This is a genomic window from Novosphingobium organovorum (assembly GCF_022832435.1).
Classification (GTDB): domain Bacteria; phylum Pseudomonadota; class Alphaproteobacteria; order Sphingomonadales; family Sphingomonadaceae; genus Novosphingobium; species Novosphingobium organovorum.
The window spans coordinates 149,118-173,861 of record NZ_JALHLF010000001.1; the positions used below are offsets into that span (position 1 = coordinate 149,118).

Annotated in this window: 28 protein-coding genes; 19 read left to right on the forward strand and 9 right to left on the reverse strand. The window is 66.2% G+C overall.

Annotated features, from left to right (window positions below):
• The first annotated feature begins 33 nt into the window (after positions 1-33).
• The 4 genes from MTR62_RS00725 to MTR62_RS00740 all read left to right on the forward strand — a co-directional run bounded on the left by MTR62_RS00725 (position 34) and on the right by MTR62_RS00740 (position 2,342).
• Positions 34-438, forward strand: a complete 405-nt coding sequence (locus MTR62_RS00725) for a PTS sugar transporter subunit IIA (protein WP_244016329.1) — start codon at positions 34-36, stop codon at positions 436-438.
• Positions 435-719 (forward strand): HPr family phosphocarrier protein, encoded by a 285-nt coding sequence (locus MTR62_RS00730; RefSeq protein ID WP_244016330.1) that lies wholly within the window; start codon positions 435-437, stop codon positions 717-719. The genes MTR62_RS00725 and MTR62_RS00730 overlap by 4 nt, the downstream gene beginning before the upstream one ends.
• Positions 720-735: 16 nt before the next feature.
• Positions 736-1,542: a TrmH family RNA methyltransferase gene (locus tag MTR62_RS00735; RefSeq protein WP_244016332.1), complete on the forward strand. Its 807-nt coding sequence runs from the start codon at positions 736-738 to the stop codon at positions 1,540-1,542.
• Positions 1,543-1,940: 398 nt separating this feature from the next.
• On the forward strand, positions 1,941-2,342 hold the full coding sequence (locus tag MTR62_RS00740; protein WP_244016333.1) for an META domain-containing protein: 402 nt from the start codon (positions 1,941-1,943) through the stop codon (positions 2,340-2,342).
• Positions 2,343-2,345: 3 nt separating this feature from the next.
• On the opposite strand, the gene rmuC is transcribed toward MTR62_RS00740, so the two are convergent.
• From rmuC to recR, 3 genes are all read right to left on the reverse strand, one after another.
• Positions 2,346-3,878, reverse strand: a complete 1,533-nt coding sequence (gene rmuC / locus MTR62_RS00745) for a DNA recombination protein RmuC (RefSeq protein ID WP_244016335.1) — start codon at positions 3,876-3,878, stop codon at positions 2,346-2,348.
• Positions 3,879-3,947: 69 nt separating this feature from the next.
• Positions 3,948-4,514 (reverse strand): peptide deformylase, encoded by a 567-nt coding sequence (gene def / locus MTR62_RS00750; RefSeq protein WP_244016337.1) that lies wholly within the window; start codon positions 4,512-4,514, stop codon positions 3,948-3,950.
• 86 nt (positions 4,515-4,600) lie between these two features.
• On the reverse strand, positions 4,601-5,197 hold the full coding sequence (gene recR, locus MTR62_RS00755) for a recombination mediator RecR (protein WP_244016339.1): 597 nt from the start codon (positions 5,195-5,197) through the stop codon (positions 4,601-4,603).
• Positions 5,198-5,272: 75 nt separating this feature from the next.
• Between recR and fmt the strand changes: the two genes are divergently transcribed.
• The 4 genes from fmt (at position 5,273) to MTR62_RS00775 (ending at position 8,515) form a co-directional block, all read left to right on the forward strand.
• Positions 5,273-6,181: a methionyl-tRNA formyltransferase gene (gene fmt / locus MTR62_RS00760; protein ID WP_244016340.1), complete on the forward strand. Its 909-nt coding sequence runs from the start codon at positions 5,273-5,275 to the stop codon at positions 6,179-6,181.
• On the forward strand, positions 6,178-6,924 hold the full coding sequence (gene truA, locus MTR62_RS00765; protein ID WP_244016342.1) for a tRNA pseudouridine(38-40) synthase TruA: 747 nt from the start codon (positions 6,178-6,180) through the stop codon (positions 6,922-6,924). Before fmt ends, truA begins: the two co-directional genes overlap by 4 nt.
• Positions 6,925-7,028: 104 nt before the next feature.
• Positions 7,029-7,406: a hypothetical protein gene (locus tag MTR62_RS00770; RefSeq protein ID WP_244016344.1), complete on the forward strand. Its 378-nt coding sequence runs from the start codon at positions 7,029-7,031 to the stop codon at positions 7,404-7,406.
• 311 nt (positions 7,407-7,717) lie between these two features.
• Positions 7,718-8,515, forward strand: coding sequence for an acyl-CoA thioesterase (locus MTR62_RS00775; protein ID WP_244016346.1), 798 nt, complete (start codon positions 7,718-7,720; stop codon positions 8,513-8,515).
• A gap of 24 nt (positions 8,516-8,539) precedes the next feature.
• On the opposite strand, the gene MTR62_RS00780 is transcribed toward MTR62_RS00775, so the two are convergent.
• The 3 genes from MTR62_RS00780 to MTR62_RS00790 all read right to left on the reverse strand — a co-directional run bounded on the left by MTR62_RS00780 (position 8,540) and on the right by MTR62_RS00790 (position 11,813).
• The gene (locus MTR62_RS00780) at positions 8,540-9,649 is read right to left on the reverse strand and encodes a GGDEF domain-containing protein (protein ID WP_244016348.1); all 1,110 of its coding nucleotides are present in this window, start codon (positions 9,647-9,649) and stop codon (positions 8,540-8,542) included.
• Positions 9,650-9,835: 186 nt separating this feature from the next.
• Positions 9,836-10,828 (reverse strand): cobaltochelatase subunit CobS, encoded by a 993-nt coding sequence (gene cobS, locus MTR62_RS00785; RefSeq protein ID WP_244016350.1) that lies wholly within the window; start codon positions 10,826-10,828, stop codon positions 9,836-9,838.
• A 247-nt stretch (positions 10,829-11,075) separates the two neighbouring features.
• Positions 11,076-11,813 (reverse strand): winged helix-turn-helix transcriptional regulator, encoded by a 738-nt coding sequence (locus MTR62_RS00790; protein WP_244016352.1) that lies wholly within the window; start codon positions 11,811-11,813, stop codon positions 11,076-11,078.
• 303 nt (positions 11,814-12,116) lie between these two features.
• Here MTR62_RS00790 and MTR62_RS00795 point away from each other — a divergent pair, with 303 nt between their 5' ends.
• From MTR62_RS00795 to MTR62_RS00810, 4 genes are all read left to right on the forward strand, one after another.
• The gene (locus MTR62_RS00795) at positions 12,117-12,749 is read left to right on the forward strand and encodes a glutathione S-transferase family protein (protein ID WP_244016354.1); all 633 of its coding nucleotides are present in this window, start codon (positions 12,117-12,119) and stop codon (positions 12,747-12,749) included.
• A 47-nt stretch (positions 12,750-12,796) separates the two neighbouring features.
• Positions 12,797-13,288, forward strand: coding sequence for an SRPBCC domain-containing protein (locus MTR62_RS00800; RefSeq protein WP_244016356.1), 492 nt, complete (start codon positions 12,797-12,799; stop codon positions 13,286-13,288).
• Positions 13,285-13,767 (forward strand): GFA family protein, encoded by a 483-nt coding sequence (locus MTR62_RS00805; protein ID WP_244016358.1) that lies wholly within the window; start codon positions 13,285-13,287, stop codon positions 13,765-13,767. The genes MTR62_RS00800 and MTR62_RS00805 overlap by 4 nt, the downstream gene beginning before the upstream one ends.
• 80 nt (positions 13,768-13,847) lie before the next feature.
• Positions 13,848-14,246 (forward strand): hypothetical protein, encoded by a 399-nt coding sequence (locus MTR62_RS00810; protein WP_244016360.1) that lies wholly within the window; start codon positions 13,848-13,850, stop codon positions 14,244-14,246.
• Here MTR62_RS00810 and MTR62_RS00815 read toward each other — a convergent pair.
• On the reverse strand, positions 14,221-14,820 hold the full coding sequence (locus MTR62_RS00815; protein ID WP_244016362.1) for a DnaJ domain-containing protein: 600 nt from the start codon (positions 14,818-14,820) through the stop codon (positions 14,221-14,223). The two genes, MTR62_RS00810 and MTR62_RS00815, sit on opposite strands and share 26 nt — an antisense overlap.
• 40 nt (positions 14,821-14,860) lie before the next feature.
• Between MTR62_RS00815 and MTR62_RS00820 the strand changes: the two genes are divergently transcribed.
• From MTR62_RS00820 to MTR62_RS00850, 7 genes are all read left to right on the forward strand, one after another.
• Complete coding sequence (locus MTR62_RS00820; RefSeq protein WP_244016364.1) at positions 14,861-15,133, forward strand: BolA family protein; 273 nt, start codon at positions 14,861-14,863, stop codon at positions 15,131-15,133.
• A gap of 233 nt (positions 15,134-15,366) precedes the next feature.
• Positions 15,367-16,023, forward strand: a complete 657-nt coding sequence (gene hisG / locus MTR62_RS00825) for an ATP phosphoribosyltransferase (RefSeq protein WP_244016366.1) — start codon at positions 15,367-15,369, stop codon at positions 16,021-16,023.
• Positions 16,023-17,312 (forward strand): histidinol dehydrogenase, encoded by a 1,290-nt coding sequence (gene hisD, locus MTR62_RS00830; protein WP_244016368.1) that lies wholly within the window; start codon positions 16,023-16,025, stop codon positions 17,310-17,312. Before hisG ends, hisD begins: the two co-directional genes overlap by 1 nt.
• Positions 17,312-17,755 (forward strand): transcription antitermination factor NusB, encoded by a 444-nt coding sequence (gene nusB / locus MTR62_RS00835; RefSeq protein ID WP_244016370.1) that lies wholly within the window; start codon positions 17,312-17,314, stop codon positions 17,753-17,755. The genes hisD and nusB overlap by 1 nt, the downstream gene beginning before the upstream one ends.
• A gap of 55 nt (positions 17,756-17,810) precedes the next feature.
• A complete protein-coding gene (gene thiL, locus MTR62_RS00840) occupies positions 17,811-18,773 on the forward strand; it encodes a thiamine-phosphate kinase (RefSeq protein WP_244016372.1) in 963 nt (320 codons plus the stop codon).
• A gap of 114 nt (positions 18,774-18,887) precedes the next feature.
• Positions 18,888-19,874, forward strand: coding sequence for a YncE family protein (locus MTR62_RS00845; RefSeq protein WP_244016373.1), 987 nt, complete (start codon positions 18,888-18,890; stop codon positions 19,872-19,874).
• A gap of 203 nt (positions 19,875-20,077) precedes the next feature.
• The gene (locus MTR62_RS00850; RefSeq protein WP_244016374.1) at positions 20,078-22,180 is read left to right on the forward strand and encodes a sodium-translocating pyrophosphatase; all 2,103 of its coding nucleotides are present in this window, start codon (positions 20,078-20,080) and stop codon (positions 22,178-22,180) included.
• A 14-nt stretch (positions 22,181-22,194) separates the two neighbouring features.
• Here the strand turns inward: MTR62_RS00850 and uvrC are convergent, their stop codons facing one another.
• Both uvrC and MTR62_RS00860 read right to left on the reverse strand, forming a co-directional pair.
• Positions 22,195-24,138 carry an excinuclease ABC subunit UvrC gene (gene uvrC / locus MTR62_RS00855; protein WP_244016375.1) on the reverse strand — a complete coding sequence of 648 codons (1,944 nt, stop codon included), beginning with the start codon at positions 24,136-24,138 and terminating at the stop codon, positions 22,195-22,197.
• Positions 24,139-24,211: 73 nt separating this feature from the next.
• The coding region (locus MTR62_RS00860) for a TonB-dependent receptor (protein WP_244016376.1) at positions 24,212-24,744 on the reverse strand (533 nt) is incomplete at its 5' end.

Here is a 24,744-nt window from a genome sequence, read left to right on the forward strand (position 1 = left end):
GCATCTGCAGGGTATTCGGAGCGCTTCTTCAACATGATCGGTATGATTCTGGTCACTCACGGCAATCTGGCCGAAGAGTTTGTGCACGCCATGGAACATGTCGTCGGCGATCAAACCGCCGTGGCAACCGTATGCATCGGCCCCAACGACGACATGGAACGGCGCCGCGCCGAGATCGCCAAGGCGATCGAAACCGTCAACAGCGGCGAAGGCGTGATTATCCTTACCGACCTGTTCGGCGGGACGCCTTCCAATCTGGCAATTTCGCTAATGGAAGCGGGCAAGGTCGAAGTGATCGCAGGGATCAACCTGCCGATGCTGATCCGTCTCGCCAAGGCGCGCGCGTGCATGTCGGTGCGCGATGCGGCCTCGGCCGCGCGCGAAGCGGGTCGCAATTACATTACCATCGCAAGCGAATACCTGGGGCAGGATGCATGAACGAATGCCGTGAATCGGTCATTATCGTTAACAAACGTGGGCTTCATGCCAGGGCGAGTGCCAAGTTCGTCAACCATGTCACCGATCTGCCAGGCGAAGTGAGCGTGACCGTCGTCAAGGACGGTTCGTCGGCGCTGGGCAATTCGATTCTGGGCCTGATGATGCTGGGTGCCGCCAAGGGCGATTCGATCGAGATCGTGTGCGGTGGCGACGGTGCCGCCGAAGCGCTGGTGCGGCTGGCCGATCTCGTGCGCGACGGATTCGGCGAAGGCCGCGATTGAGGACAAGGTTTCCCACGTGACGTACCGCCGCACCATCACCGGCTTTTCCAACCCGCTGGTCAAGTTCCTGCGCTCGCTGCGCGACAAGAAGTACCGCAAGCGCGAACAGCGTTTTCTGGCCGAAGGCCTGCGCCTGCTCACCGACGCGCGCGAATCGGGCATCCTGCCCGAAATGCTCGTCATGGCGATTGGGCGCGCGCCCCATCCGCTGCTCGACCAGCTTGAACAGGCGGTCGCCGCGGCCGGCGGCGAAGTGGTCGAAATGGATCAGGAAATCCTCGCCAAGGTGACCGGCAAGGACAACCCCCAGGCCGTGGCCGGGGTCTTTGCCGAATTCGACACCCGCCTTGCCAACCTTGACCGACGCGCCGCACCGATCTGGCTCGTCGCGCAGGCCCTGCGCGATCCCGGGAACCTTGGCACGATGCTGCGCACCGGCGATGCCGTGGGCGCGGGCGGCGTAATCCTGATCGACGATTGCGCCGATCCGTTCTCGGTCGAAGCGGTGCGCGCCAGCATGGGCGCGATCTTTACCCAAAAAGTGGCTCTGGCCCGCTGGGACGAATTCACCGACTGGCTGCGCGAGGACGAAGGGCAGCTCGTCGCGGCCTCGCTGCGCGATCCGACTGACTACCGTAAGGCGCCCTACGCAGCGCCGTGCTTCCTGATGGTCGGCAACGAATCGCAAGGGCTTCCGGCCGAGTACGAGCAAGCCTGCGACCTGCGCGTCACGATCCCGATGCGCGGCCGCGCCGACAGCCTCAACGCCGCGGTAGCCGGCGCAGTGCTGGCCTACGAAGCGCTGGCCCATTTGGATACTTAGAGCGCCCTTCGATCCGACTGCATCGGATCGATCGCTCCAGACCTTTGCTTTTACGCATTTTCTGACCCGTCAGGTCATTCCACCTGACTGAGAAATGCTGCAGGATTCAAGCCCCCCCTTGCTTCCCTTCTGTCGCGCTTGCCAGTCTGAACCAGCGGTGAGCGCAGGAAAGGCACTGCACCGTCCGGATAACGTAAGGACGACAGGCCTCGACATCATCTCACCCGATTTTCCCAATCGCATGGCTTTCATCGCACAGGCCAATGCCCTTCAAACGCCCCTTCGCTCCGCACGCTCCTGCACAAAGCCCGCGTTCGAGCCAAATCGGCGCAGATTGGACCGCGCGTTCATCCCCCTCTCATCCGTTTCGTGGCACATTGGCATCGATGGCGCGATCCATGCCCTTTTCCCCTTTCGCTTGCCCCTTGCTGGCGGCTCTGGCTCTGGGCGCCTGCGCGCCAACGGGGGAGAGTTCGCATCTCACACGCAGCCAGTGGAGTTTCGAGCTGATCGATGGGCAGCGTCCGATTTCCGACGCCGCCGACATCCGTTTCGCGCGTGGGGAAATTTCGGTGCTGGTAGGCTGCAACCGCATCACCGGCCCCTGGCGCATCAGCGAGGACCGCCTCATCGCCGGACCGCTCGTGCAGACCGAAATGGCCTGCCCAGCCCCAGCCTGGGACCAGGAAAAGGCGGTGGGATCCCTGCTCGCCGCGACCCCGCGCATCATCCTTCAGGACGACCGCATGACCTTGCAGTCGAGCGGCCACACCGCAGAACTCATCCGCGTACCCGACTGACCCTCACGCGCCCGGCTCGGTGCTTTCGGGAAGCAGATTGTCGGCAAAGCGCGGCGCGGTCTCGACCATGGCGACCTCATCGACGACTTCGCGCTTGCCGATCTTGATGTGCTTTTCCGACAGGCGCCGCGCCCGGCTCAGCACATTGCCTTCGTATGTGCGCGCAAAGTCGTTGAAACTGTTGACCGCGCGGCCAAGATGGACGCCGACCTTGCCCAGGTCTTCCTGCGTCTTGGCGAGGCTATCGTAAAGATCGCTGCCCAGCTTGCCGATCTCGCGCGCTTCGCGGGCCAGGCCCTCCTGCTGCCAGACCTGCGCGATGGTGCGGCAGATCGCGACGAGGTTGGTCGGGCTCGCCAGCAGCACCTTGCGTTCGAAGGCGTAGTCCCACAGCCCCGAATCGTGTTCGAGCGCGGCCGCGATGAAATGTTCGCCCGGCACGAACATGATGACGTAATCGGGCGCGTTGTCGAACTGGCTCTGGTAGCTCTTGTCGCCCAGCGTCTTGATGTGATTGCGCATCGAGGCGGCGTGCTGGTCAAGAAAGCCGATCCGGGTATCCTCGTCCTCGGCCTCGAACGCATCCTGATAGGCGTTGAGCGAGACCTTGGCATCGATCACAAGCTGCTTGTTGCCCGGCACGCGCACAATCGCATCAGGGCGCAGGCGCCCGTCCTCCGTCTCGATCGACTGTTCGGTCTCGAAATCGGTGTGTTCGGTCAGGCCGCACTGTTCGAGCACGTTCTTGAGCTGCTGCTCGCCCCAGCGCCCGCGCGCCTTGGGCGCGTTGCGCAGGCTGTTGCCCAGCCGCAGCGCTTCGATGCGCACTTGCTCCTGCCCGACGCGCAGCGCCTCGATCTGGCCGTTGAGCTGGCCGAAGGCATCGACACGCTTGGCCTCAAGCTGGGCAACCTGCTCCTCGTAGCTCTTGAGCGTGGTGCGCACGGGCGCCAGCAGCGTCGCGATCCGCTCGGCGCTGGCCTTCTCGCTTTCCTCGAAGCGCGAGCTGGCGCGGCGCAGGAACGCCTCCTGCGCGCCTTCGAGGACTTTGGCCCCGGCGGCTTCGAATTCCTTGCGCAGCGCATCCTGCGCTTCGATCAGGAGGCGCTTCTGTTCGTCGAAATTGGCGGTCTTTTCGCGCAGCGTGGACAATTCGTCCGACGCCTTGCGGTACCGTTCCGCGAGCGCAGCGAGGTCCGCGTCATAGCCTTTGCGCGCGGCGTCGAAGCGCTCGGTCGCCTCGGCGCGCAGCCGGTCGAGCGTGGCGCCCGCTTCCGCCCGCAAGCGATCGGCCTGAGCCGCGTGCTCCCGGCGTTCACGATCGAGCGCATCGGCCAGCGCATCGGCGCGCGTCGCCCGCTCGCTCGCGCTCGCCAGGTCGCGAATCGCGGCCTTGAACCGGTCATCCTGCTCGCGCGCCTCGCGCTCCCTCGTGGCAAGCTGCGCGCGCGCCTCGGCAATAGGGCGAGAGCCGAAGAACCAGCCCAGAACGAGACCGACGACGAGCGCAAAAATGGCGGCAATGGTGATATCCATGCCGCCACTTTAACGAGAACAATTCAGGAACGCCAGCCCTCTTGGCCGGTTATCCTCAAGATCGGGCGATCACGCCGCGCGGCGCAGCTTTTCGAGCTTGCGCAGCGCCATCTGCCGCTTGAGGCGCGAGAGGTGGTCGATGAAAAGAATGCCCTCGAGATGGTCCATCTCGTGCTGCAGGCAGGTCGCCAGAAGACCTTCGAGCGCCTCTTCGTGCTCGGTGCCGTCAAGGTCCTGATACCGCACGCGGCAGGTCGCCGGGCGTTCGACGTCGGCGTAGATCTCGGGCACCGAAAGGCAGCCTTCCTGATAGACGCTCAGGTCATCCGACGGATCGAGGATCACCGGGTTGATGAACACCCGCGGCTCCTTTTTCGTCGGCTGGTGCGTGTGCTGGTGCCCGCCGTGGTTGCACACCTCGGGCTCGGCATCGGGATCGTCGGGCTGGAGATCGATCACCAGAACGCGCAGCGGCACGCCCACCTGGATCGCGGCAAGACCGATGCCCGGAGCATCGTACATCGTCTCGAACATGTCCTCGACAAGGGTCTTGAGCGCATCGTCGAACGTGGTGACGGGCTCGGAGACCTGCTTGAGGACAGGGTTGGGGACTTCAAGGATTTCGCGGATAGCCATGACGTGCAGATAATCGCGCTTGCCGCTTCGCGCAAGATTGCGCGTGCGATCACCGCAATCGAGAAAGCTGCCGAAACAGGCGACGATCAGGCCAGCGGACGGCGGGCGCGGATCGCCTGCGCCAGCGTTCCCTCGTCGAGATAGTCGAGTTCGCCGCCCACCGGCAGGCCATGCGCCAATTGCGTGACGCGCACCGGCAGCCCTTCGAGACGTTCGGCGATGTAGTGCGCGGTGGTCTGCCCCTCGAGCGTGGCGTTCATCGCCAGCAGCACCTCGTCGATACCCCCAGCGCTCACCCGCGCGAGCAGGCTGTCGATCGCCAGATCTTCGGGCCGCACCCCGTCCAGCGCCGAGAGATGCCCGCCAAGCACATGATAACGCCCGGTAAACAGGTGCGCGCGGTCGAGCGCCCAGAGGTCTGCGACATCCTCCACCACGCAGATCGAGCGCTGATCGCGGCGCGGATCGGCACAGATCGCGCACGGGTCGGTAGTGTCGACATTGCCGCAGGTCGCGCATTCGACCAGCGTTTCGCGCACCGCACCGAGCGCCTCGAGCAGCTGCACCAGCGAGGTTTCACGCCGCTTGATCAGCCAGAGAACCGCGCGGCGCGCCGAACGCGGACCGAGCCCGGGCAAGCGGGCCAGCGCAGCGGTCAGTGTCTCGATCTCTTGCGATGCCATGGCGAGAGAGATAGGGCGTCGCCCTGCCGGGCGGCAAGCCCGGCACGGGTCTGGTCAAGGGAGTTGCCCACAAGCATGCGCATCATCTTCATGGGAACCCCCGATTTCGCGGTCCCCGCGCTCGAAGCGCTGGCCGATGCGGGGCACGAGATCGTTGCGGTCTATTCGCAGCCGCCCCGTCCCGGCGGACGGCGCGGCCGCGAGTTGACGCCAACCCCGGTCCACAAGGCCGCCGAGGCGCGTGGCTTCGAGGTGCGCACGCCCGCCTCACTGCGCGGCGAGGTGGAAAAGGCGGCCTTTGCCGCGCTCAAAGCCGATGTCGCGGTGGTCGCCGCCTATGGGCTGATCCTGCCGCAGGCGGTGCTCGACGCGCCGCGCCACGGCTGCCTCAACATCCACGCCTCGATCCTGCCGCGCTGGCGCGGCGCGGCGCCGATCCAGCGCGCGATCCTGGCCGGCGATCCGACCACCGGGGTCACCATCATGCAGATGGAAAAGGGCCTCGACACCGGCCCCATGCTGGCCACGCTGCGCACCCTGATCGAGCGCAAGACTGCCGGCGAACTGACCGAGGAACTCGCGCAAAAGGGCGCGCAACTGATGGTCGCAACCTTGCGCGACCTCGCCATCCATCGCCCGGTCACCCAGCCCGAAGACGGGGCGACTTACGCCAGCAAGATCGACAAGGCCGAGGCGCGGATCGATTTCACCCGGAGCGCCGAAGCAATCGAGCGGCAGGTGCGCGCGTTCATGCCCGCCCCCGGCGCCTTCTTCGAATTCGAAGGCGAACGCTACAAGGTGCTCGAAGCCGAGATCGTCGCGGGTGCGGGCAACGCCGGCGTCACGCTCGACGATGGCCTGAGCGTTGCTTGCGGCACCCGCGCCTTGCGTATCACCCGCATCCAGCGGGCGGGCAAACCCGCGATGGCCTCGGGCGATCTGCTGCGCGGCAAACCCGTTCCGGCAGGAACGGTCCTGGCATGACCCGCTTTGCGCTGACCATCGAGTTCGACGGCGCCCCCTTCATGGGGCTCCAGCGCCAGTCGCACGGCCCTTCGGTCCAGCAATCGGTCGAGGATGCGGCGCATGCGGTGACGGGCGAGACGGTTATCATGCACGCCGCCGGGCGCACCGATTCGGGCGTCCACGCGCTCGCCATGCGCGCCCATGTCGATATCGCAAAGCCGTTCGAACCGTTTCGCCTGATGGAAGCGCTCAACGCGCGGATGCGGCCCGATCCGGTGGCCGTGACCGCCTGCGAGGTGGTTCCTGACGACTGGCATGCCCGCTTTTCCTGCGTAGGCCGCGCCTATGTCTACCGCATCGCCAACCGCCGCGCCCCGCTCACCCTCGAGCGCGGCAAGGCCTGGCACATCACCCGGCCACTCGACCACGCGGCGATGGATCGCGCGGCGCAGAGCCTGGTCGGACGGCACGACTTCACCACCTTCCGCTCGGTCCACTGCCAGGCGCAAAGCCCGCTCAAGACGCTCGACCGCCTCGCCGTGCGGCGGGAAGGCGAAACGGTGCTGATCGAGGCCGAGGCGCGCAGCTTCCTGCACCACCAGGTACGCTCGATGGTCGGTTGCCTCGCTCTCGTCGGCATGGGCCGCTGGGAGGAGGATGCGCTCGCCCAGGCGCTCGCGGCGCGCGACCGACAGGCGCTCGGCCTCAACGCCCCGCCCGATGGACTTTACTTCGTCAAGGCCGTCTATCCCGAGGCGTGAAAACGAAAATTCACCCATCATACAAGTAATTCACCAATATTCATCGATCGGATCGAAAACCCAACACACTCCCAGGACAATCCATAAAGCGCGAATGGACAATCATGGGCGACAAGTGCGAAATGGGACGTCATTGCGCCGGCACTGATCTGTCACCCGCCCTGTCGCACGAATGGAACCAGAACTGTTCGCGGCAAGCCCGTGCCCTCGTCTTTGAAACCGGCATGATCAGCCAGGACATCGACGCCTTCCTGACATTTTCGACCCGCGGCCCCCGGCTGATCATCATCCGCTGCCCCAGCTTCACCACGTTTGGTGCAAGCGGCGCGGTCGCGCGCGGCACCGTCACCCCCAAACCCGTGACCATCAAGGAAAAGTCCGACGCGCTGACCCGGCGCCTGACGACACCGGAAGGACGCGAACACGTCTCCGACTACGACCTGCCATGCCTCTACACCTACGGCGGCGTTCATCGCCGGTGACGGCGCGGTGCTCGACACGCCCGAGGAGCTGCGCGGCTACCACCACAGCCTTGGCCTGCCCTGGCCAGAGGCCTATTCCTAGGACTCTGAGACCATCGCACGGCTCGAACGCGCCGGGCGTTGCATCCAATGCAACCGGAACAGGGCGACGTTCGCCTTGACCTTCCCGTGCCGGGGGCCGAAAGGTCGGCGTGTCTCAGGGCCTTGCGCCCTTTCGTCGAAGCCGGCGCACGCTTCGGCCAGCGGTCCGTAGCCCTCGCCTTGCCGCCCGCGCGCCGAAGGCCCGGCCCTCACCCACATGGGAAACGCACATGACCCTGACCGCCCCCCTTGATCGCCCTTCGACCGATTCCTCGGTCCAACTCATCGACATGATCTTTCCGGGCGACACCAATCACCACGGCACGCTGTTCGGCGGGGTGGCGCTTGCGCACATGGACAAGATCGCCTTCCTTGCCGCAACCCGCCACGGCCGCGCGCCGTTCGTCACCGCCTGCTCGCAACGCATCGACTTCGAAGCGCCGGGTTATACGGGTGACATGGTCGAGGTCAGCGGCGCGATCACCCGCGTTGGCACCAGTTCGCTCGACGTCGAAGTGACCGTGACCGCCGAAGCCCCGGTGAGCGGCGAGCGGCGCCGCCTGACCCGCGGCCTGTTCACCATGGTCGCGCGCAAGGGCCCGGAAACACGCCTGCCGCTGCCCCCGCTCGAACCCGCGTCACCCGCCGATGACGCGGATCGGCCGCTGCGCATGGTCGAGATCGTCTTTCCCACCTCCACCAACCACCACGGCACGCTGTTCGGTGGTGACGCGATGAAGCTGATGAGCAAGGCCGCTTTCATCGCCGCGACCCGCCACGCGCGCGAAATCGTGGTCATGGCCTCCTCCAGCCGGGTCGATTTCGCTTCGCCGATCAAGGCTGGGGCGATGGTCGAACTGCTTCCGCGCGTGCGGATGACTGGGCGCAGTTCGCTGCTCGTCGAAGTCGAGATGTGGTCCGAGGAACTGCTCACCGGCGCCCGCAACCACGCGGCCACCGCGCGCTACACGATGGTTGCGGTCGATGCCGAGGGCAAACCCAAGCCCTTCGCCAAGGCCGCCCTTTGAACGGCCCCAGACGCAGGCGACACCTCAGGCCGGAACCAGCCGATAGGGCGCGTTCTTGCGCTGATGCTTGATCGCGTAAAGCCGTTCGTCAGCCTGGATCAGTAAGGGTTCGAGCCCCTGCGCCGCCTGCTGGCTGACGGCGGTGCCCACGCTGGTGGAGATGTTCAGCGTCAGCTCGCCGATCACGAACGGCGCGCGAATGGCCGCGGCGATACGCCGGGCCAGCACGTCGGCCTCGCCATGGTGACCCAGGCCGAACTGGACGACCACGAATTCATCGCCTCCCAACCGGGCCGCGATGTCGCCGGTGCGCACCGATGCGCGCAGCCGCTCGGCCACTTCGACCAGCAGCGCATCGCCCACGCCGTGCCCGTGGCGATCGTTGATCTGCTTGAACCCGTCGAGATCGAGATAATGCAAGGCACATAGCCGCTGCGGCGCGGCCTGTTCGGATTCGCGAAAATACTCGGCAAGAGCAAGCCGGTTGGGCAAGGCGGTAAGCGTGTCGTGCCGCGCGAGCAGCGCTGCGCTGAGCCGCTGGCCGATCTCCAGACGCGAGGCACGGTGGCGCACGATGACCGATTGCCCACCGGCAAAAAGGAAGCCCGAAGCGATCAGCGCCATCGCAAAATGCGCCGCATCGTGGGTGAAGAAAGCCACCAGGATTGGCGGCAGCACGGCCAGAACCATGCTTGCGATCGCAAGCCAGGGCCGCAGCGCGCAGTTCACCGCAACCCCAGCGCAATAGCCGAAAACCAGACAGATCGCGAGCATATGCACTTGGGCCGAATGGCGCAGGAAGACGAGCGTTGCGAACGCCCCGAGCAGCGCGGCAAAGGCCACGTAGGGCACCGCGAAAGCGCGCTCCAGCCGCGCAGCGTCGCGGCGTTCGAGAGCGGCGGTCTGGGCATGATCACGCATCAACAAGGTCAGCGTTAAGCGCAGCGCCCCCGACAGCCAGCCCAGCACGCCCAGAACTTCGAGCCCGCGCGAGGGATGATCCAGCCAGGCCACCGCGACCGAAATCGTGAACGCCCCGAGCGTGATCGAGGCCGGCATCGCGTTGACGAACAGGCTGCGCACCTGTTCGACTTCGATCTTTTCCCTCAACCCCTCGGCGCTCGTGCGCTGCATCGCCCGCGACCCCACACGATTTCCCTGTGCGATCCGGTCTATCATAAAGAGGGTAAAGATACCCCTGCCAGCCCCCTAAGCAAGCGCACGGGGCCCGGCAGCGGAGAACGGCAGGCCCCTCATCCTTTACGCAGGAGGGGGCCTGTGCCGCGAATTCGCACGATAGCGAAGGTTCAGAAAGGCCGCTCAGGCCTTGCCGACGACGCTTTCGGGAAGGTCTGCGCCGAACACGCGCTGGTAGTATTCGGCCACCAGCATCCGTTCGGTCTCGTCGCACTTGTTGAGGAACGAGAGACGGAACGCAAAGCCCACGTCGTTGAAGATCGCGGTGTTCTGCGCCCAGGTAATCACCGTGCGCGGGCTCATCACGGTCGAGATATCACCGTTCATGAAACCCTGACGCGAAAAATCGGCAACCTTGACCATCTGCGCAATCGTCTCGGGCGCGACCTGGGGGACCTTCTTGGTCACGATCGCAACTTCGGTCTCGGACGGCAGGTAGTTGAGCCCGACGACGAGGTTCCAGCGGTCCATCTGGCCCTGGTTGATCTGCTGCGTGCCATGGTAAAGGCCCGAGGTATCGCCCAGACCCACCGTGTTCGCCGTGGCGAAGAGGCGGAAATTGCGATCGGGACGGATCACGCGGTTCTGGTCGAGCAGGGTCAGCTTGCCCTCGGTCTCCAGAATGCGCTGGATCACGAACATCACGTCGGGGCGGCCCGCGTCGTATTCATCAAACACCAGCGCAACCGGGTGCTGGAGCGCCCAGGGCAGCAGGCCTTCGCGAAATTCGGTAACCTGCATCCCGTTGCGCAGCACGATCGCATCGCGCCCGATAAGGTCGATACGGCTGATGTGCGCATCAAGGTTGATGCGGATGCATGGCCACTTGAGACGCGCGGCCACCTGCTCGATGTGAGTCGACTTGCCGGTGCCGTGGTAGCCCTGCACCATCACGCGGCGGTTGTAGGCAAAGCCAGCCAAGATCGCGAGCGTGGTGTCCGGGTCGAACACGTAAGTCGGATCGAGATCGGGCACGCGTTCGTCCGCCTGGGAGAACGCGGGCACTTTCATGTCGATATCGATTCCAAAGGTCTCACGCACATCGAGTTCGATGTCGGGAGCGGAAAGGATCGTGGCATCACGGTTTTCGGTCTGGGTCATCGCAGTCTCAGTCATCGCCCTCCCCGCCTAAAGGACGACGCACCGCACCGCAACACGCTTTGCACGATTGTGGCCTTGCGAACGACAAGCCAAGGCGATTGCAGGTCTGACACGCCGCCACTTGGCCGACGCCGCCGCAAGAAAATGCGCCACAAAAGACATTATTTTACGCAAGCCATACCTCGGGGCTGCCCGCCTTGCCTGCAGAGTGCCTGCGGACGGCCTCTTCGGCATTTCGGGCCGGGGCCGGGGCCCCTCGCCCTCACCCGTCGCCGCGATCGTCCCGACCGTCGCTTTCCGGCATGGCGAAGAGCTGCGTGAAACGCCGGAGAAGATCACCGTCCCCCGCAATCGACAGGGCCGCACTCTCCCCGCCTTCGAGGAAAAGCGAAACGAAATCGGACGCGCTGCGTGCGCGGAAACGAAGGTCCGGCGATTCGAGCGCTTCGCCGCCCGGATGGACGCTGAACGCGCCATCGACCACCCGGGCGGCAAAGCGCTGCTCGGCGATATCGAACGCAACCCATAGCGAAAGACCCTCCGCCCGCCCCGGCTGGAACAGGCTGCGCAACAGGAGCATGAACGACACCGGCGTGAACGGCAGCCTGCGGTCATGTTGAGGGGCGGCCAGCGACCAGCGCACCATCGCCTGAAGCACCGGCTCGAGGTCCTGGCCCCACGCGGTCAAGCCATAGACCTGCGCGCAGACAGGCGGCGGCAGAAACGCGCGCCGCACGATACCACTCGCCTCCAGCCCTTCCAGCCGTTCGCTCAGGACCTTGGCCGAGAGCGCGGGCAGAGCCGCGCGCACTTCGCTGAAGCGCCGCGCGCCCAGCATCAGTTCGCGCACGATCAGCAACGACCAGCGCTCCCCCACGACCTCCATCGCGAAAGCGCTGCCGCAGGCATCGTTGTACCAGCGCCCGTGGCGCAGCGGCGTGGTGGCAAGCGCCGTCTCGCGCGCGGGCTCAGCCGCCGGGTCGGTTGGGTCAAGGTGCACGCTTTTCGCCCTGCCCCCGACGCGCGCGCCCCGCGACACACCAGACGGCGCCTGGCGCTCCGGCGGAGAAGAAACGGTTCGGGCATAGCGGCGCGCTGGCATGGTTGCCTTTGGTAACCCAGGACAGGCTGCGCGAACATCAGGGGAATGACCCGCTTCGGAGGTACTTTCGCCAAGCCACAGCGCGCCTTCGCGCCCCCTGTTCGACGCGCCGCAGATCGGTTGACGCCGCCTTTGTGTTCCTTCTACGTTCCCCTCTCGACTCACCCCTTTTCAACGGGTGGGCGAAAGAGAGGTGAACCGGTGGCCGACTATACGTTCTACACCAACCCGATGTCGCGCGGACAGATCGCGCGCTGGGCGCTCCACGAGGTCGAGGCCGACTACGATCAGTCGCTCGTCGACTGGGCGGCCAAATCACCCGATTTGCTCACCGCCAACGCCATGGGCAAAGTGCCCACTCTCGTCCACCACGCCGAGAGCGGGGACCGCGTGGTGACCGAAGCGGCTGCAGTGTGCCTCTATCTTGCCGAGATGCACCCCGAAGCCGAGCTGCTCCCGTCCGATCTCGAAATAGCCGACTATTACCGCTGGACCTTCTTCTGCGCCGGGCCGGTCGACCAGGCGCTGACCGCCAAGGCGCTGGGGTTCGAACCCAACGGCCCGCGCCAGGAAGCCATGGCCAGTTTCGGCTCGTTCGAACGGCTTATCGCAACGCTCGACGGGTGCCTTGCCGAGCGGTGCTGGATCTGTGGCGATCGCTTCACCATGGCCGATGTCTATGTCGGCAGCTCGATCGACTGGGGGCTCAACTTCGGCCTGCTTCCCCCCAACGAATCCTTCGTCGCCTATGCCGAACGCTGCCAGGCCCGCCGCGCCTACAAGGAAGCCAAGGCGATCGACGGCGCGCTCATCGCCGAACAGGGCAAGAGCTGAAGGGCCTGCCCACCCAAAGTCAGTGCGCACGAGGAGAAAGAGTACGCATGACCGGCCCCGCTAACGAGAATACGCCGCCGCACCACACGCACCACCACGAACTGCGCGTGACCCGCTTCATCGCAGCCCCGCCCGAAACCGTCTGGCAGGCCATGGCCTACCGTCAGGAAGAATGGTGGTGCCCGGCCCCTTGGTCGGTGCGGATCGACGAGCAGGACGCCCGCGCGGGCGGCATCACGCGCATGACAATGCTCGGCCCGCAGGGCGAGGAAGTGCCGCAGGATGGCCTGTTCCTCGCCTGGGACGAAGGCCGCCGCTTTGCGACGACCGACGCGGTAACGGGGGACCTGCGCCCCTCCGGCCCGTTCATGATCGGCATCTGGGAGATCGCGCCCGAGGGCGAGGGCACGCGCTACACCGCCACCGCGCGCCACTGGCGCGAGGAGGATTGCCGCGCCCACGCCGACATGGGCTTCGAACAGGGCTGGATGCTCGCCGCCGACCAGCTCGCCGCGCTGTGCGAGCCCCCCGCCCGATGATCGCGGGCACCCAGGGCGGCTGCGACTGCGGCCGGGTGCGCTACCGGCTCGAAGCCGAGCCGATCGTCATCAAGTGCTGCCACTGCCACGCCTGCCAGCGCCAGACCGGTAGCGCCTTCGCGCTTAACCTCGTGATCGAAACCGCGCACGTAACGCTGCTGGGAGAACCGCCCGAGGCGATCGAACTCGAAACCGACAGCGGCTTCGGACAGGCCAACCACCGCTGCCCGCAGTGCCGCGTCTCGGTCTGGTCGGTGTTTCACCAGGCCGGCGACAAGGCCCGCTTCGTGCGTGCAGGCACGCTCGACCAGACCCGCAGCATCACGCCCACCCTCCATATCTTCACCAAGGCGAAACAGGCCTGGGTCACGATCCCCGATGAGGCCGAGCAGTTCGAAGGCTTCTACCGCGGCCGCGACGTTGTGCGCGTGTTCGGCGAGGAGAACGCGAACCGCTGGCGGGCGGTGCTCGAACGGTGAGCGGATATTGGCTGAGACCTGTTCCCGCCCTCGCGCTTGCGTTGTGTTCAGCGCCGTCCTTGGCTGCGGCCCGGCCTGCCATGGACACGCAAGCACCGCCCCCTGCAACCTATGCGCGCGATGCCTGTGGAGGGACTTCACGGGCCTGGGTCCAGGGCTGGTTTGCGTTCGACACGATCCACCACGCGGTCCTAAACCGCCTGTCGATCGGGCCGAACCAACCGCAGTGGAACGGGTTTGCTGTAGAGAAGGACGGCGAAATCCGCGATTTTCTTGAGCGCTATGCCGATTTCCCGGTTCCGCCGCTGCTCGTCATCACCATAGCACCCCAGGCGCGCTGTGCAGACGTTGCCCGCTGGCGCGCGCTCGCCTCAAGCCTGCTCGATTGCCCGAAGATCTGCGTGGAAATGAGCGAAGCGCAATGGCGCAAGAGCATGCCGCCGCCCTCGCAAACTAGGCGAACGCCTTCGCCTTCCTGAGCAGCTGATAGGCCTCGACCACGCCTTGCAGCTTGTCCTGATGGCCGTGATCGCCGCCGTTGTGGTCGGGATGATACTGGCGAAGGAGGCGGGTGTAGCGCATGCGCAGGGTCTTGGCGTCGACGTCACGTTCGAGGCCGAGCACCTTGAGCGCGCCGCGTTCGGCGGCGGTGAAGCGCGCGTTGGCCTGAAACTCTTCCTGCATCGCGCCCTTGCGGCGCTTCACATGCGCACGGGCCCGCGCGCCGATCGCCTCGAGCGGGTCTGAAAACTTGGCCCAGTGCGGCGCGCCATCGACGGTTTCCTCGGGCCGGAAGGCGCGCGCGGTACTCTCCCAACCGTGCAGTGGCGATTGCGCGCGAAAGATCTCCTCGGGCTCCATGCCCTCGAAATAGTCGTAGCCCGCGTTGAACTCGCGCACATGGTTCAGGCAGAACCAGCGATAGTCGCCCGGCCCGTCGAAACTGGGCGAGCGCGCGCCCGGCGCGCGGAACTCGCCCGCCTCCTCGCACCCCGGCCAGCTGCATTCGCGACCGGTGGATTCGAAGCGTCCATGAAATCTATGCTGTCTCACCCGCTTCAAGATGGGGCAAAGATCGCCTAAATGGAACCCCATGACCGGACCCATCGCCCAGGAAATCGCCCAGCGCCTGACCGCTGCCTTCGCCCCGACCCAGCTTGAGGTCATCAACGATTCGGCCTCGCACGCCGGCCACACCGGCGATGACGGTACGGGCGAATCGCACTTCACCATCCGCATCGAAAGCGCTGAATTCGAAGGCGTTTCACGCCTCCAGCGCCAGCGCCGGGTCAACGCCGCCCTTGGCGACATTCCCGGCCAGCGCGTCCACGCCCTCGCCATCCAGGCCCGCGCTCCGGGCGAATGATCGCCTTATCACCACCCCTGCCCTGACCTGCGATCGCCGGGGACGAAAGCGCTCGCTGGTGCGGAAGGCGAGGAGCAGTAACCCCTTGAATAGCTCTGCCCCGGCGGCCTTCATCATCCTCGCGGTGCCCCCCCCCCGCGCAATCCTCGCGGGGGCACCGCAAAGCGCACCACCGGCCCTTCAACCGTTCTCCCGGTTGCCCTTTCGCGCAAGCGCGCCTAAATGCGCGCACCATGCCGACACCTTTGACCTTTGCCGTGCCCAAGGGGCGCATTCTCGATGAAGCCCTCCCGCTGATGGCGCGCGCCGGTGTCGTGCCCGACGCGGAGTTTCATGACAAGAAGTCGCGCGCGCTCTCCTTCGCCTGCGAAAACAGCGACATGCGCCTGATCCGCGTGCGCGCCTTCGACGTCGCGACGTTCGTCGCGCATGGCGCGGCGCAAGTGGGCATCGTGGGTTCGGACGTTGTCGAGGAGTTCAACTACTCCGACCTCTACGCGCCGGTGGACCTGGGTATCGGGCACTGCCACCTCTCGGTTGCCGAGATCAAGGGCCAGCAAACCGACACGCTGCCCTCGCACCTTCGTGTCGCCAGCAAGTACCCCAACCTCACCCGCCGCCACTTCGAGAAGCTGGGCGTGCAGGCCGAGGTGGTGAAACTCAACGGCGCAATGGAGCTGGCGCCCACGCTCGGCCTGTCGAGCCGGATCGTCGACCTGGTGTCGACCGGGCGCACGCTTCAGGAAAACGGCCTGATCGAGACCAGCCGCATTCTCGACATTTCGGCGCATCTGATCGTCAACCGCGCTGCGCTCAAGACCGACGAGCGCGTGGCCGCGCTGGTCGATGCCTTCCGCGCGCTGGTTTCGGCCGAAACGGTGCCCGCCTGATGCTGCGCCTTTCCACCCGCGCGCCCGGCTTTGCCGAGGCGTTTGCCCGCGTGGTCGATGACCGGCGCGAGAGCGCTGTCGACGTCGCCGACGATGTCGCCGCGATCCTCAAGGACGTGCGCGCGCGCGGCGACGCCGCGCTGGCCGAACTGACCGCAAAGTTCGACGGTCACGACCTCGACCAGACCGGCTGGCGGATCGCGGCGGAGACCTGCAAGGCCGCGTTCGACGCGCTCGACCCGACCTTGCGCGCCGCGCTCGAAACCGCCGCCGACCGCATCCGCGCCTATCACGAAGCGCAGATGCCCGAGAACCGCGACTATACCGACGCGGCCGGGGTGCGCCTTGGCGCGGTGTGGCGCGCGGTCGATGCGGCCGGGCTCTACGTTCCCGGTGGCCGCGCGGCCTACCCATCCTCGCTGCTGATGAACGCCATTCCGGCCAAGGTCGCGGGCGTCGAGCGGCTCGTCGTCGTCACCCCCACGCCCAAGGGCGAAGTCAACCCGCTGGTGCTCGCCGCCGCGCACCTCGCCGGTGTCGACGAAGTCTGGCGCGTGGGCGGGGCCCATGCGGTGGGCGCGCTCGCCTATGGCACCGGGCGCATCGCGCCGGTCGACGTCGTCACCGGTCCGGGCAACGCCTGGGTCGCCGAAGCCAAGCGCCAGCTCTATGGCGTGGTCGGCATCGACATGGTCGCCGGGCCGAGCGAGATCCTCGTCATCGCGGACAAGCAGAACTACCCCTGGCGCATCGCCGCCGACCTGCTGAGCCAGGCCGAGCACGACCCGACCTCGCAGTCGATCCTCATCACCGACGATGAAGATTACGCCGATCACGTCGCCGAAGCGGTCGAACTTGAACTGGGCGAACTGGCGACGCAGGCGACCGCGCGCACCTCGTGGAACGACAACGGCGTGATCATCGTCGTCGAGAGTTTCGACGAGGCGCCCGAACTCGCCAACCGTCTCGCAGCCGAACACGTCGAGATCGCGACCGACGATCCCGAAGCGATCTTCGCACAGATCCGCCACGCCGGGTCGGTGTTCCTGGGCCGCATGACCCCCGAAGCGGTCGGCGACTATGTCGCGGGCCCCAACCACGTTCTTCCCACCGGGCGCCGCGCGCGCTTTTCCTCCGGCCTCTCCGTGCTCGATTTCATGAAGCGCACCAGCTTCATCCAGCTCGACGAGGCCGCGCTCGAGGCGATCGGCCCTGCCGCCGTCGCCCTGGCGCAGGCCGAGGGCCTTCCCGCGCACGCCCGCTCCGTTTCCGTAAGGCTCAACAAGTAATGTCCGGTTCCAAGAAGGCCCGTGCGGCCGCCCGCCTCGCCGCCGTCCAGGCGCTCTACCAGTTCGACATGGAAGGGACGCTCATGGCGACCCTGCTCGACGAATTCCATCGCCATCGCCTCGGCATGGAAATCGACGACGAGCAGTTCGCCAAGGCCGACGTCGCCTTCTTCGACGATGTGGTGAAGGGCGCGATCGCCCGGCGCGAGGATATCGACGCGGCGGTATCGGCCAAGCTCGCCAGCGGCTGGTCGCTCGAGCGCCTCGACAAGACCATGCTGCAGATCCTGCGCGCAGGCACCTATGAACTGATGGCCCGCCCCGACGTGCCGACGGGCGCGGTCATCACCGAATACGTCGATGTCGCGCACGCCTTCTTCGACGAGCGCGAAGCCAAGTTCGTCAACGGCGTGCTGGACGCGGTGGCCAAGGCCGTCCGCTAAACACGCCTCTCCCGGACTTGACCGGGGCCACTGCGCCCCGGCAAGCTACCAGGCGATGAGCACCGAACGCGCCCTGATCGACGCCCTGCGCGCCCTGGCAACCAGCCCCGCGGCGCGCGGCCTGGCCGACGATGCGGCGGTGCTCGAGCTTGGCGGCGAACGGCTCGTGCTCACGCTCGACACACTGCTCGAAGCGGTTCACTTTCTCCCCGACGATCCGCCGCAGGACGTCGCCTGGAAGCTCGTCGCGGTCAACGCCTCGGACCTTGCCGCCAAGGGCGCCCAGCCGCTCGGCTGCCTCTATTCGCACGCGCTGGGCGAGACCCGATGGGACCACGCCTTTCTCGAAGGGCTGGGCGAGGCGTGCCGCCATTTCGCGCTGCCGCTGCTCGGCGGCGATACGGTGCGTATGCCCGAGGGCGCCCCGCGCAGCTTCTCGCTCACCGCGCTGGGGCGCGGGCCGACAGCGACCAGCGTCCCCTCGCGCACGATGGCGAGGCCTGGCGATGCGATCTGGGTCAGCGGGACGATCGGCGATTCGGGGCTCGGGCTCGACCTGCTGCTCGGCAAGACGCAAGCGCCCTGCGGCCCTGAAGCCGATTGGCTCAAAACCCGTTACCGCCGCCCGATGCCCGACACCCGGCTCGGCCCGGCGCTGGCGCCCTTGGTCCATGCGATGATGGACGTGTCGGACGGGCTCATGGTGGACCTCTCCCGGCTTGCCGAGGCGAGCGGCGCCGGTGCGCAGCTGGCCCTTGAGCGGGTTCCCCTCTCCAACGCCTATCGCGCGGTGGCGGGACACGATCTCGCGGCCCGCCTGAAGGCGGCCACTGCGGGTGACGACTACACCCTGCTGTTCACCGCCCCCCCGACGCATTCCGCGCGCATTCGCACGATCGCGAACGAGCACGACACCCCCCTTGCAAAGATCGGCACGATCACCCCAACCACGGGCCTCACGCTGCACTTCGAAGGCGCACCAATGCCCCTGCCGGAACGGCTGGGCTACGAGCACTAAGCACGAAAGCCCGAGCGCCGCTCGCGTAATCTTGCGACAAATCCTGCGAACAAACACCAAGTTCGCGCATTAAGCCATTGATATACAATATTCCGCTTAATGCAGGAGATGCGCATGATCGCGAACGTCGCGGGCTTTGGCCTCATTGCCGTCGAGAAAAAGGCGGGTCGGGTGGTCTTTCTTGACCCGGCAACGCTTGGCTGCACAACCATCCTCGACGGCCTCCCACCCAAGCCGCACGAACTGCTGATCCCCCCGCGATCCGCCAAGGCCTATGTGCCGATTTTCGGCGACGGCATTCACGGCGATAACCCGAACCCCGGCAACACCATCGCCGTCATCGACCTTGCCGAGCGACGCCTCGTTCGACTTATCGACATTTCGCCCTACAAGGCGCCCCATACCGCACGGCTCGGCGCGAACGGGCTCATCTACTGCTGTTGCGAGGCAAGCGGCGCCGTGGTGGTGATCGATCCCGCACGCGACGTAATGGTTGGTGCGATCGCCATCGGCTCGACCAACGTGCACCGTCTGGCCACTGTTCCGGGGCGCGACCGCCTTGTCACCGAGGCGGAAGAGGATGGCCTGCTGAGCCTCGTTGCCTTCAAAGGTTCGCACGGCTCCGTGATCCGCGAACTGACGGTTCCGGGTGGGACCAACGGCATCGCGGCCGCCCCGACACGCCCGCTGGTCCTCGCAACCGCGGGCGACAGCCCCCGCCTTCATCTCGTCGATCGCGACGACTTTACCCTCACGCGCACGATAGCTCTGCCCGGACACCGCCAGAAAGGGCAGATCGTACGCTACCGCCCGGACGGGGAGATCGTCGCGGTGATCGGGAATTTCGATCCGGTCGCAAGCTTCTACGATGCGGATCTCAACCATCTGTTCACCGCGCAAGCCGGTGAAAAGCCCCTCGACGGTGCGTTCTCGCCCGACGGACAGACATTTCTCGTCTGCAATGAAGACAGCGATACGACCTCGGTGATCGACCTGAGGACCGGCCAGACACGCGAACACGTCGCCGTCGATTGCGGGTTTGAAGTCATGGCCTATTTCCCCCTTCCCCCGGCATCGCACACCAGGCACCTTCCAAGGTGATCGCCGGAGGGATCGACGCCAACGCCACCTTTCCCTCTGAAGAGTGCCCCCGAGCCAAAGTTGATCCGGATCAGCGCCATCACCGATCGGCCCTGATAGACAAGTACCTTGCCAGTGCTGCGCCTCGGGCGTAGCCCTTGTCGGCATCCGAGTGGGAAAACCCGCCGGGTGAACGATAAGATAATTGGGAAGGGGACAGTCTCGTGAACACACTCACGATTGCTATCGTCCTGGGTTTGATGGCCATTGTCTATGGCTTCATCACCAGTCGGCACGTGCTTGGCGCGGATGCCGGAAACACGAAAATGCAGGCCATTGCCGCAGCCATCCAGGAAGGCGCCGAGGCCTACCTCCGGCGCCAGTACACCACCATCGCGATCGTCGGCGTGATCGTCGTCGCCATTCTGGCCGGGACGCTGGGCCTGGTTTCGGCGGCCGGTTTCGTCATCGGCGCGCTGCTCTCGGGCGCCGCCGGGTTCATCGGCATGACCATATCCGTGCGCGCCAACGTGCGCACCGCCTCGGCCGCGCAGGATGGGCTGCAGGCCGGGCTCACGCTGGCCTTTCGCGCCGGCGCGATCACCGGCCTGCTCGTCGCGGGGCTCGCCCTGCTCGCGATCGCGGTGTTCACCTGGTACCTGACCGGACCGGCGGGCCACAGCGTGGGCGGCACGGACCGCAGCGTGATCGAGGGGCTGACCGGACTCGCCTTCGGCGCCTCGCTGATCTCGATCTTCGCGCGGCTGGGCGGCGGCATCTTCACCAAGGCCGCCGACGTCGGCGCGGATCTCGTCGGCAAGGTCGAAGCCGGCATTCCCGAAGACGACCCCCGCAACCCCGCCGTCATCGCCGACAACGTGGGCGACAACGTCGGGGACTGCGCCGGTATGGCCGCCGACCTGTTCGAAACCTATGTCGTGACCGTGGGCGCGACGATGATCCTGACCGCGCTTCTGCTCGGCGACATCGGCGCGCGGCTGATGCCGCTGATGACCCTGCCGCTGCTGATCGGGGGCGTGTGCATCGTCACCTCGATCATCGGGACCTTCTTCGTGCGCCTGGGGCGTTCGAACAACATCATGGGCGCGATGTACAAGGGTTTCCTCGTCTCCGCGCTCCTTTCGATCCCGGCGATCTGGCTGGCGATTTCCCATGCCCTGGGCGGCGTTGCCAGCACCTTTACCATCGGCGCGCGTGACGTGAGCGGGCTTGACCTGTTCTTCTGCACGCTGGTGGGGCTGGCCATCACCGGGCTCATCATCTGGATCACCGAATACTACACCGGCACCAACTACCGCCCGGTCAAGTCGATCGCGCGGGCCTCGGTCACCGGGCATGGGACCAACGTGATCCAGGGCCTCGCGATCAGCCTGGAGGCGACCGCACTGCCAACGCTGGTGATCGTGGCGGGCATCGTCATCGCCTACCAGATCGCGGGGCTGCTTGGCATCGCCTACGCCGCCACCGCGATGCTCGCGCTCGCAGGCATGGTCGTCGCGCTCGACGCCTATGGCCCGGTGACCGACAACGCGGGCGGCATTGCCGAGATGGCCGGGCTCGACGACAGCGTGCGCGCCCGCACTGACGCGCTCGACGCGGTGGGCAACACCACCAAGGCGGTGACCAAGGGCTATGCGATCGGCTCGGCCGGGCTCGCCGCGCTTGTCCTGTTCGCCGCCTACACCACCGACCTCAAGGCGTTCTTCCCGGACCTCACGGTCGATTTCAGCCTGGAGAACCCCTACGTCATCGTCGGCCTTCTACTCGGCGCGCTGCTGCCCTACCTGTTCGGGGCAATGGGCATGACCGCCGTGGGGCGCGCTGCGGGCGACGTGGTGCGCGACGTGCGCGAGCAGTTCAAGGCCAATCCGGGCATCATGACCTTCGAGACCAAGCCCGACTATGCGCGCACGGTCGATCTCGTGACCAAGGCGGCGATCAAGGAGATGATCGTCCCCTCGCTGCTGCCCGTGCTCGCCCCGATCGCGGTCTATTTCGGGATCACGCTGGTGGCAGGACAAGAGAACGGCTTTGCCGCCCTCGGCGCACTGCTGCTCGGCGTGATCGTCGGCGGCCTGTTCGTCGCGCTCTCGATGACGTCGGGCGGCGGGGCCTGGGACAACGCCAAGAAATACATCGAGGACGGCAACTTCGGCGGCAAGGGTTCCGAAGCGCACAAGGCTGCGGTCACCGGCGACACCGTAGGCGATCCTTACAAGGACACCGCAGGACCGGCGGTCAACCCGATGATCAAGATCACCAATATCGTCGCGCTGCTGCTGCTCGCCGCGCTGGCGGGTGGATAGCGAACCGATGCGGATCAGCCGCCCGGATGGTAGAAATCGTAAATCGTCTGGGCAACCGTTGAGCTGACACCGGGTGCGCGCTGCAAGTCTTCCAGGCTTGCCGCGCGCACCTTGCCCGCCGTTCCAAAGTGGAGCAGCAGCGCGCGCTTGCGCGCCGGACCGATGCCCGGAATTTCGTCGAGCGGGCTCGCCGTGATCGCCCGGCTGCGCTTGTCGCGATGCGCGCCGATCACGTAGCGGTGAACTTCGTCGCGCAGGCGCTGGAGGTAGAACAGCACGGGCGAATTGACCGGCAGCATCTTTTCGCGCCCGTCGGGAAAATGGAACACCTCGCGCCCCTCGCGCCCGTGATGCGGGCCCTTGGCGATGGCGATCAGGTTGACGTCCTCCACGCCAAGCTCCTCGAGCGCGTCCTTGACCGCGCTCATCTGCCCCTTGCCGCCATCGATCAGCACGAGGTCGGGCCACATCCCGCTCTCACGGTCGGGGTCCTCTTCCATCGCGCGGCCAAAACGGCGGGTCATCACCTCGCGCATCATCGCGTAATCGTCGTTGGTCTGCGCCTGGCGGATATTGAACTTGCGGTACTGGTTCTTGACGAAGCCCTCAGGGCCCGCGACGACCATCGCGCCCAGCGCCTTGGTGCCCTGGATGTGCGAATTGTCGTAAACCTCGATGCGGCCAGGAATGTCGGCGAGTTCAAGAAACTCGGTCATCTCGCGCAAGACCTTGGCCTGCGTGCCCCGCTCGGCGAGGCGTCGGTCGAGCGCTTCCACCGCGTTGCGCGTCGCCTGTTCGAGCAGGCGGCGGCGCGAGCCGCGCTGGGGCACCGAAATCTCCACCTTGTGTCCGGCCACTTCGCGAAAGGCCTCGGCCAGAAGATCGCCTTCGGGGATCGCGCGGTCGACCAGGATCACCCGCGCGGGCGGCACTTCCTCGTAAAACTGGGTGAGGAAGCTTTGCAGCACCTGATCCTCTTCCAGCCCTTCGGTGTGCGTGGGGAAGAAGGCGCGGTGCCCCCAGTTCTGCCCGCCCCGGATGAAGAAGGCCTGGATGCCGACCTGCCCGTTCTTGACCGCCATCGCGAAGATGTCCGCACTGTCGAGCCCTTCGGCGTTGATGGCCTGGCTGCCCTGGATGAAGGTAGCCGCGCGCAGCCGGTCACGCAGCATCGCAGCGGTCTCGAAATCGAGGTTCTCCGCAGCCTCGGCCATCTTCTCCTCGATCCGGCGCTGCACCGCGCTGGACTTGCCGCCGAGGAAGTCCTTCGCCTCGCGCACCAGTTCGTCGTAACCCGCCTCATCGATCCGCCCCACACAGGGCGCCGAGCAGCGCTTGATCTGGTAAAGCAGGCAGGGCCGGTCGCGCCGCGCGAAGAAACTGTCAGTGCAGCTGCGCAGCAGGAACAGCTTTTGCAGCGCGTTGATCGTGGTGTTGACCGAACCGGCGCTGGCGAAGGGACCATAATAGTTGCCCTTGGCCTTGCGCGCCCCGCGATGCTTCATGATCCGCGGGAAACCGTGGTCGGCGCGCAGCAGGATGAAGGGGAACGACTTGTCGTCGCGCAAGAGCACGTTGTAGGCCGGGCGAAAGCGCTTGATGAGCTGCGCTTCGAGCAGCAGCGCCTCGGCCTCCGAATTGGTGGTCACGATGGTCATCGAGCGCGTCTGGCTGACCATGCGCTGCAGCCGCGAGGGCAGGCGCTCCCACTGGGTGTAGTTCGCCACGCGGTTGCGCAGCACCCGCGCCTTGCCGACGTAGAGCACTTCGCCGCGCGCATCCTGCATACGATAGACGCCGGGCCGTGCGGGCAGCGTGCGCACGGTGTCGCGGATCACCTCGACCCCGGCCTGAAGGTCGGGCTGTTCCGAGCCGCGCACACTCGAGGTTGCCCGATCCTCGTTGAATCGGGCCGTGCCCTCAGGGTTTTCAGGTGTTCCGGCCGAAGTTCGCGACATGGCGTCTGAAATAGGGAGGGGCGCGGCGCTTCTCCAGCCCCACGCCCCCGCTATCCTCAGGAACCTCGCTCGATCAGAACATCTTGCGAAAATCGATCCCGATCACCCGGCCGAGCGGTTCGCGATAGGCGCGCTGGTAGGCAATCGGTGTCGCGCCGCTATCGTCCGTCACCTTCTGGCGCGAATCAAACAGGTTATCGACCTTGAACGCGATCCGGCTGCCTTTGAGGAACGGCGCCTTCGCGATCAGCGAAGCGCGCTGGTCGAGATCGACGAAGAGACGCAGCTTGGCCGTGGTATAGGCCCCGAAACGCAAGTCCGAACTGCCCGGCGCGCCGCTGCCATTCACGCTCGCAGGCGCATTCCAGGTCGCGTTGAGGCGCAGGCCGATACCGTCGAGGAAGAAGCCGCCCTCGGCCTCGATCCGGTGGCGCGGCACCCCGCCCGAGGTCAGCGAATCGCCCGACAGCTGGTCGAGCACCGCAGCCCCCGGCGCAATGCGGACATCCTCGGAAAAGCGCCAGGTGTGGTAGACCGAGAGGTTCCAGCGCCCGCCGCCGCGCCGGTTGCCTCCGAACATCGGCGGCGCGCCGCCGCCCTGCGCGC

Coding starts and splice junctions, on each gene's coding strand:
- truA (WP_244016342.1), top strand. CDS start 6,178: ATGACCCGCTTTGCGCTGACCATCGAGTTCGACGGCGCCCCCTTCATG.
- nusB (WP_244016370.1), top strand. CDS start 17,312: ATGTCCGGTTCCAAGAAGGCCCGTGCGGCCGCCCGCCTCGCCGCCGTC.
- fmt (WP_244016340.1), top strand. CDS start 5,273: ATGCGCATCATCTTCATGGGAACCCCCGATTTCGCGGTCCCCGCGCTC.
- MTR62_RS00820 (WP_244016364.1), top strand. CDS start 14,861: ATGACCGGACCCATCGCCCAGGAAATCGCCCAGCGCCTGACCGCTGCC.
- cobS (WP_244016350.1), bottom strand. CDS start 10,828: ATGACTGAGACTGCGATGACCCAGACCGAAAACCGTGATGCCACGATC.
- MTR62_RS00780 (WP_244016348.1), bottom strand. CDS start 9,649: ATGCAGCGCACGAGCGCCGAGGGGTTGAGGGAAAAGATCGAAGTCGAA.
- MTR62_RS00730 (WP_244016330.1), top strand. CDS start 435: ATGAACGAATGCCGTGAATCGGTCATTATCGTTAACAAACGTGGGCTT.
- MTR62_RS00800 (WP_244016356.1), top strand. CDS start 12,797: ATGACCGGCCCCGCTAACGAGAATACGCCGCCGCACCACACGCACCAC.
- MTR62_RS00775 (WP_244016346.1), top strand. CDS start 7,718: ATGACCCTGACCGCCCCCCTTGATCGCCCTTCGACCGATTCCTCGGTC.
- MTR62_RS00810 (WP_244016360.1), top strand. CDS start 13,848: ATGGACACGCAAGCACCGCCCCCTGCAACCTATGCGCGCGATGCCTGT.
- MTR62_RS00845 (WP_244016373.1), top strand. CDS start 18,888: ATGATCGCGAACGTCGCGGGCTTTGGCCTCATTGCCGTCGAGAAAAAG.
- hisG (WP_244016366.1), top strand. CDS start 15,367: ATGCCGACACCTTTGACCTTTGCCGTGCCCAAGGGGCGCATTCTCGAT.
- MTR62_RS00740 (WP_244016333.1), top strand. CDS start 1,941: ATGCCCTTTTCCCCTTTCGCTTGCCCCTTGCTGGCGGCTCTGGCTCTG.
- thiL (WP_244016372.1), top strand. CDS start 17,811: ATGAGCACCGAACGCGCCCTGATCGACGCCCTGCGCGCCCTGGCAACC.
- def (WP_244016337.1), bottom strand. CDS start 4,514: ATGGCTATCCGCGAAATCCTTGAAGTCCCCAACCCTGTCCTCAAGCAG.
- hisD (WP_244016368.1), top strand. CDS start 16,023: ATGCTGCGCCTTTCCACCCGCGCGCCCGGCTTTGCCGAGGCGTTTGCC.
- recR (WP_244016339.1), bottom strand. CDS start 5,197: ATGGCATCGCAAGAGATCGAGACACTGACCGCTGCGCTGGCCCGCTTG.
- MTR62_RS00770 (WP_244016344.1), top strand. CDS start 7,029: ATGGGCGACAAGTGCGAAATGGGACGTCATTGCGCCGGCACTGATCTG.
- uvrC (WP_244016375.1), bottom strand. CDS start 24,138: ATGTCGCGAACTTCGGCCGGAACACCTGAAAACCCTGAGGGCACGGCC.
- MTR62_RS00725 (WP_244016329.1), top strand. CDS start 34: ATGATCGGTATGATTCTGGTCACTCACGGCAATCTGGCCGAAGAGTTT.
- MTR62_RS00805 (WP_244016358.1), top strand. CDS start 13,285: ATGATCGCGGGCACCCAGGGCGGCTGCGACTGCGGCCGGGTGCGCTAC.
- rmuC (WP_244016335.1), bottom strand. CDS start 3,878: ATGGATATCACCATTGCCGCCATTTTTGCGCTCGTCGTCGGTCTCGTT.